This window comes from Elusimicrobiota bacterium, assembly GCA_041660185.1.
GTDB lineage: Bacteria > Elusimicrobiota > Elusimicrobia > 2-01-FULL-59-12 > 2-01-FULL-59-12 > JBAZWU01.
In genome coordinates, this window is sequence record JBAZWU010000010.1 from 72,022 (window position 1) to 78,891 (window position 6,870).

Sequence of the window (6,870 nt, forward strand, 5' to 3'; positions counted from 1 at the left end):
CCCGGCTTCTACCGGGTCGCCACGACTTTGACTGTTCGCAACTCGTCGGTTTCCTGGCCGCTCACGCGAATATCCTTGTGCGCCATGTCCGTTAGATAATCCTGAATTTCCTGGGTAATGCGTTCGCCGGGAATCAACACCGGGATGCCCGGCGGGTACGGCGTCAGCGTCTGGGCGCTGATATGACCGGCGGCCTTGGACAAGGGGACCCGTTTGGAGCGACGCTGGAAAAAGACATCCCGCGGCGTGATGACCATTTCCGTGGACAAGGACGGCAGTTGCAAAACCCAATTCTTTTCCTGTCCCGGATCTTTCCGGTCGATGGCCTCCAGCGCGGTGAGCAGTTTTTCCACATCCTTCCGCGTCGTGCCGATTCCCATAATGGCGACGAGGTTGAACAGGTCGGCGCAGTCCACCTGGATCCCGTACTCAAAAGCCAAACGATGCTCCAGTTCATGGCCGGAGAGTCCCGTCCGCGTCACATTGAGCGTGAGCTTGGTCACATCCAGGTCGTACCCCTTGGCGCGAATCTCTTCCTGGGTCATGCAATAAATATGCCGCATCCGGTTGACCCGCTCCCGCGCTTCCTCCGCGATATGGATCAGCCGCCCGAAGATTTTTTCCCCGTGAAAAAAGGCCTGCTTGCGCGCCGCATCGAGCGACGCCATAATAAAATAATTGGGGCTCGTGGTCTGCAGCAGCGACAAGATTTTCCGTACCCGCATGACATCGATCTGATCGGAATTGATATGCAGCACCGACCCTTGCGACAGCGCTCCCAGGATCTTATGGGTCGACTGCACGCACAAATCCGCTCCCGCCTCCACCGCGGAGGTCGGCAGGGCCGGATGAAACTTCAAATGGGCGCCATGGGCTTCGTCGACCAGGAGCAGTTTTCCGCGCGAGTGACAGATTTCCGCGATTTTTTTCAGATCCGTGGTCACGCCATGGTAGGTGGGGCTTGTGACAAAAACCGCTTTGGCCTCCGGGAACTGTCGCAACGCTTCTTCTACCTGTCCGGCGTCTGAATCAAAGATGACATCGAGATGCTGGTCAATCTTGGGTTGAATCCAGATCGGCCAGACCCCGGACATAATGATGCCGGACAGCGTGGATTTGTGGGCGTTACGGGAAAGAATGACCGAATCGCCCGGACGGCAGGCGGCCATCAGCATCGCCATATTGCCGACCGAGGAACCGTTCACCAGAAACTGGGAATACTTGACACCGTACGCCTGAGCCATCAGTGCCTGGGCTTTTTTGATCGGACCGACCGGATCGTGCAACGAATCCACTTCGGGGAAAACAGTGACGTCCAGTTTGTAGACGTTCCGGCCCGTGAAGGAGCGCAGTTTCGGATCGATGCCCTGACCGTTCTTGTGGCCAGGCGTGTGGAAAGACGTCACCCCGCGCTTGGCGCGGGCCAACAAAACATCCAACAACGGTGTACGTTCCTGGCTATGCATACCAGAAGGAAGGAGTATTCACGTCTTATTTGAAAAAGAAAACGGGTTTCTTTTCGGTAATGATTTGCTTTTCCCGGCTCAAGCTCTGCCGGAGATACTTCGGGATGTTAAAGAGTCCCTGATGCGCCTCTCCGTCATAGAAACGCAGGTCCTTCCGAAAAGCGCGCACGTTTCGATCAATTCTTTTAGGGGAAAGCGTTTTTGGATCGGCCTTTTGCGTGCACAGCAGATAAGCCCACGGCACATCGAACGAGGGCACAAAGGCGTAAAACGGACGAACCACTTTAAAAATCTTGCGCAGCGTATTGAAGAGGACCGAATGGAAGTGAATCTGGATCATGCTTCCGGAACCGGCCTGGGCGACAAAGATTCCCCCGGGAGCCATGCGCTGGATCATTTTTTTATAAAACTCCACCGTGTAGAGCTGGTAAGCGGGCCCACCCTCGATCGGGGTGGGCAGATCCGAAATGATAATGTCGAATTTCTCATGGGTCTGAAGGACGAATTCGCGCGCATCCCCGATGATCAGACGGGTCTTGGGATGCACCAGGGTACCCTGGTGCCATTCCTTCAAATACCGCTTGCAGAAATCCACCACTTCGCCGTCAATATCCACCATGGTCACGCGCTTCACGCCGCGATGCCGGAGGATTTCCCGAACGGTTGCACCCTCGCCACCTCCCAGGATCAACACTTCTTTTGGATCCCGGTGCAGTACCATGGCGGGCTGCACGAGACACTCGTGGTAGATAAACTCATCCAGCTGCGCCGACTGCATCTCGCCATCCAGAATCAGGCAACGCCCGAAGGAATACGAGTCTCCTAAAAGGGCGTTCTGGAACCGGGTCCGTGTTTTCACCAGCGTCTGTTTGAACCGGTGGCTGTGCGATTCGTGCGGGCTGAAACGCTCCGTGAACCATTCACTGGAACGTTTGATCTTAGAAGAAGTGATAAACGAACCGCTGGAAGAAGAAAAGTCCATTCCGTTGATAATCAGGGCTTATGCTTGAGGAGACGGGCTGGGATGGGGAGCACGCCGCGCTTCATTTCCATCGCCGTCATGTTTTTGGCCTTGAGCTTTTTGGCAATATAGCTATACGCCCGCCAGGGGTTGATTTCCGTCCCGCAGGTATAGACGTCGATAGACGCATAATTGAATTCAGGCCAGGTATGGATCGCCAGATGGGATTCGGCGATGACGACGACTCCGGAAATGCCATGGGGATTAAAGGTGTGAAAGACCACATCAATGATCCGGGCGTGAGCGTGTTTGGCCGCATCGACCATAATACCCTCCACCTTGTGAACATCATTCAAGATTTTGGGATCACAACTGTACAGTTCGATCAGCAGATGGCGCCCGAGAGATCTCAATTCTTTACCTGGTGATTCCAGTAGTCCTGATGTTCATGAAAATTTGTGAGACAAATTATAGATTTTTTATTTTCTCTGTCAAGGGAATTTCGGCCGTCAAAAACGTGTTCCTCGTACGCGTGCGCGTCCGGAGCGCAAAAAAGCGCGGCGCCCATTCGCCGATCGTTTCGAAGGTTCTTTCCCAACGAACACCAGCGCTCACGCCGCGCTTGATTCATGGATTGATTATACAGTGCAATTTTAAAAATGTCGCAGAAAATATTTCAACTTATAAAATTATCCCCACAGTTTCAATTTGACCCCGCCATAGAATGTGCGGCCCGGCAGCGGATACCCCGGCTGTTCCACATAACGCTTGTTGGCGAGATCGCTGGATCCGAGATAGATCTCCAACTGGCGCAGCTGATAGGCGACGCGCAGATCCCAGAGCAGCTGCGATCCCAGCTTAACCCCGCTCTGGTCATTGCCGGAATATCGCGCGTCCTCATACCGGAGCGTGGAATCGAACGTCCAGTTTTTCTTTAGCGTGAAGGTCGCGAGATAGTTCACGGTATGGCGGGGGCTGAAAGCCAGCGCCACATAATGATCCACCCCGCCCGGAATTCCGAGATTTTCAAGATAGGTGTAGTTCAGCTCGTTCCGGAAAGTGTCGTTCAGGATGTGGTTCAATTGAATTTCCATCCCCTGCCGGCGGGCCCGGCCGACATTGATCACGGTATCGTAGGTCGCCGGTTTGACCTGAATCAGATCCGTCACGTTCGCGCGAAAATAGGTCGCCCGCACACTGACGGAAGAATCGTGCAATTCTACGCCGGCATCGTACGTCCACGCCTTCTCCGGCCGCAGATCCGGATTGCCATTAAAGAAAGGGCTCACGTAAAAAAGATCATCAATTGTTGGGGCACGAAACGAACGCGCCGTTGATCCCGAGAAGCGCAGCCAATCTGTGGCATCCTCCATCAAACTGACGCGAGGATTCGAAGAGTCGCCGGCTTGACTGTTATGGTCATAACGCCCGCTCGGGATCAGCGTGATCCTTTTCCATCGTATCGTTTCCTGAGCAAAAACCCCCCAATTTTCGATCGTTTTGATAAAACTGTTGCCGGGCGCTAAACGGTTCTCGTGATCCTCCCGGTCACGAATAAAATTCCCCCCGACCAAAAGCCCTAGTGGTAGATTCACCTGGGTTTCTGCTCCCTTGCTCTGTTCGCGGCGATCCGAACGGCTGGCATTGAGTAAATTGGGATCATCCGTGTCATTCAAATCGACTTCCCTCTGCATGCCGTACAAACGCAACGCCAGCAGGCTGTTCATCGGCAACGGCAGCAAATACGACGTTCGAATGTAATTACTATCCGTGGTTTTCCGCGCGGTGGGAGAACTCGCCGGTTTTTCGTCTTTGTCATTAAAGCGGTGCGGCTCAAGAAAATGCAGCGGCACGGCCTGGCAGTAGACATCGTCAATCTCGCAGCGCCGGCCGGGAATCCCCGCTTCGCTGTGGAAATTCCCGATGTCAAAAAGAAATTTCCCCCCCGCACCCATGGACACGCCGATATTGCCGCCGATATTGTGCTGACGCGTATCGGCGTTGCTCCGGAATCCGCTCTCCCACTGCTGATTGCCGGAGAAGAAATAATCAACGATCCCCAGACGGGAACCAAAATCCATCCGATACCCCTGACGTCCATAGGAACCGCCTTCATACCCCACATGGCTGATGGGAAGTCCCCGATAGGCGGCCCGTTTGGTGATGACATTGATCACCCCGCCCATCGCATTCGGACCGTAAAGGGCCGAAGCGCCCCCGCGCAAGATTTCAATATGGTCAATTTGCTCCACGGGAATCTCGGACAAATCAGCCGCCCCCAGCGCGGCGCCGGTCACCGGACGGCCGTCCATCAGAACGAGCGTCTGAAGAGAAGTTGATCCGCGAATGCTCGCCGCCAAAGGCGATCCCAGCCGTCCGATGGGCAACGTCGAAAGACCGGGCTGCCGAGCCACGGCTTCTCCTGCATTTTGAGCACCGAACTTCTTAAAGACATCGGGAAGAATCGTTTCCGCGCTGGTCGGCAACTCGCGCAAGGAACAGGCGAACCGCGAAAAGGTCACAAAGACGCCGGGGGAACGATCCGTCATGGCCTGAGGAATCGGAATGGATACGGACTCGCCGATGAGAGCGGCTGATGGAGGCTCTGTCGAAAGATCCACGGAAGCCGGAGCGTTCGGAAGGTCGAACGAAGCAACCGGTGTCGCGGTGGATCCCGCGACACCGGAGACAGGCTCCGCCGGACTCAACACCGGGAGCCCTGCGCTCAAAGCGAGGACAAGCCAGAAATGTCTAATCATCGCCTAAGTGTACAATGGCGACCCCCCGGCTGGCGAACTTACTGACCGGCCATCCAGAAATGGACCGTGACACCGCCGGAGAAGGTCCGTCCGGGCTGCGGGAAATACCCGTTAAAGGAATCCGCGTTTTCAGCGTAATGACGATCCAGCAGGTTGCTGCAGGCCACAAAAAGATCCAGCCATCCGATCTTTTTCGTTGCCTTAATATTAGCCACCACATAATCAGGAATCTCGACTCCCGTCTCTCCGATAGCCGACCACTGCTTATAAACATAGTGAACATCGAAGGTCAAACCGCTCTGCCGGGGAAGACGAACATCGGCGCGATAATCGATTTTATGTTTAGGACAGAAGGCCAGCGATCGAAAATCAAAGTTTCCATTTTCTGCGTTTTCGCCTTCCGCCTGGAGATAGGAATAAGCCAGCTTCTGGCGGACCCCCTTGTACGCATACGATAGCGCGGCTTCCACTCCCCGGGTAAAAGCCCGGTTGAGATTGAAGGCCGGGTAATACGTGACGGATGTAGAAACCTCAACGGGCTTCAAAGCGATACGGTCTTTCGTTTCGGTGTGGAACAAATTGACGGTCGTTTCCAGCCCCGGCATCGGTTTGACCGTGGCACCCAGATTGTAGCTCCAAGTTATCTCCGGATTTAAATGGCCGGGCTGGAACTCGGACGGCACATAAGGATTGAATTGGTCCGCCAGCGTCGGCGCATGGAAAGACCGGTTGGCTGATGCGGACATCTTCCACATTTCACCCGGAGTAACGACAAGTTCCACTCTCGGACTCCAGCTTTCACCATAGGAATTATCCCGGTCATAACGAATTCCCGGAGTGAATTTCAGCCACGCGTTGCGGATAAAATACGCTTCATAAAAAGTCCCCCAGGCATTCGTCCGGTAGACCCCGTAAACATTCGAATCCAAACGGTTTTGATAGAACTCATATCCCAGAGCGCCGCGTCCCGGACATTCGAGTTTTCCGAAAGCGTTGCGGCCTTCCGTCCGGGTCATCGTTTCCGCTCCGAATTGAAAGGTGTCCAGGTCCTTCACATTGTTTGCGACGCGGGCCGTCAGATCGATCCCCCTGATCCGATTCAGGTATTGCAACCGATTGTTCCGGTTCGTTTCGGTCTGATAAGCCGTTAAATCATTGGCCTGGCGTTCGAGCTCGCCGTCCCAATCACCGATCGGCACAGGCGTACCGGAGGGCAAACCGATCGATCCCTTCGCGCCTTCGATGGAATAGGAGAGCTTTCCCAGTTTTTTGGCGTCATACGCGAAAAAACCGGCGAGGTTTGTATTGCGATAACTCGAATTCTGCTGAAACCCATCGGAGAGATCCCGACTGGCGCTGGCCTGCGCCTCCACGGGTCCCTGCTGCGACCCGACTCGGACGCGATTATGGAGGGTGTCAAACGATCCGACATCCGACGCCGCTAACACATCCACCGCCGAGATCGGTCGTTTGGTGATGATTTGAATCACCCCGCCTTCTGCGTTCGGACCGTAAACGGCCGAAGCGCCGCCGCGCAGGATTTCGATGCGGTCCACATTGTCCAGAGGAAAGCGACTGAGGTCGACATCCCCCGTATAATCCGGGAGCTGGGGCACGTCATCGACGACCACCAGAATCTGCCTTCCGGAAAACCCACGGATCGACGGCATGGCCAGAGATCCTT

The 6,870-nt window shown here is 54.9% G+C and carries 5 protein-coding genes; all 5 read right to left on the reverse strand.

All coding sequences use genetic code 11. The features are described 5' to 3' along the window. Positions 1 to 8 precede the first annotated feature (8 nt). Entirely contained in the window at positions 9 to 1,466 is a 1,458-nt protein-coding gene (locus WC859_08650; protein MFA5976214.1) for an aminotransferase class I/II-fold pyridoxal phosphate-dependent enzyme, read from the reverse strand. A gap of 25 nt (positions 1,467 to 1,491) precedes the next feature. Next, positions 1,492 to 2,448, reverse strand: a complete 957-nt coding sequence (gene speE, locus WC859_08655) for a polyamine aminopropyltransferase (protein MFA5976215.1) — start codon at positions 2,446 to 2,448, stop codon at positions 1,492 to 1,494. An 11-nt stretch (positions 2,449 to 2,459) separates the two neighbouring features. Continuing rightward, positions 2,460 to 2,840, reverse strand: coding sequence for an adenosylmethionine decarboxylase (gene speD, locus WC859_08660; GenBank protein MFA5976216.1), 381 nt, complete (start codon positions 2,838 to 2,840; stop codon positions 2,460 to 2,462). A 276-nt stretch (positions 2,841 to 3,116) separates the two neighbouring features. Then, entirely contained in the window at positions 3,117 to 5,186 is a 2,070-nt protein-coding gene (locus WC859_08665; GenBank protein MFA5976217.1) for a TonB-dependent receptor, read from the reverse strand. Between the two features lie 38 nt (positions 5,187 to 5,224). Beyond that, a partial coding sequence (locus WC859_08670) for a TonB-dependent receptor (GenBank protein MFA5976218.1) occupies positions 5,225 to 6,870 on the reverse strand: 1,646 nt, incomplete at its 5' end.

Excerpts from the sequence above, each read along its gene's own strand:
- WC859_08650 (MFA5976214.1), bottom strand. The coding sequence starts at position 1,466 with ATGCATAGCCAGGAACGTACACCGTTGTTGGATGTTTTGTTGGCCCGC.
- speE (MFA5976215.1), bottom strand. The coding sequence starts at position 2,448 with ATGGACTTTTCTTCTTCCAGCGGTTCGTTTATCACTTCTTCTAAGATC.
- WC859_08665 (MFA5976217.1), bottom strand. The coding sequence starts at position 5,186 with ATGATTAGACATTTCTGGCTTGTCCTCGCTTTGAGCGCAGGGCTCCCG.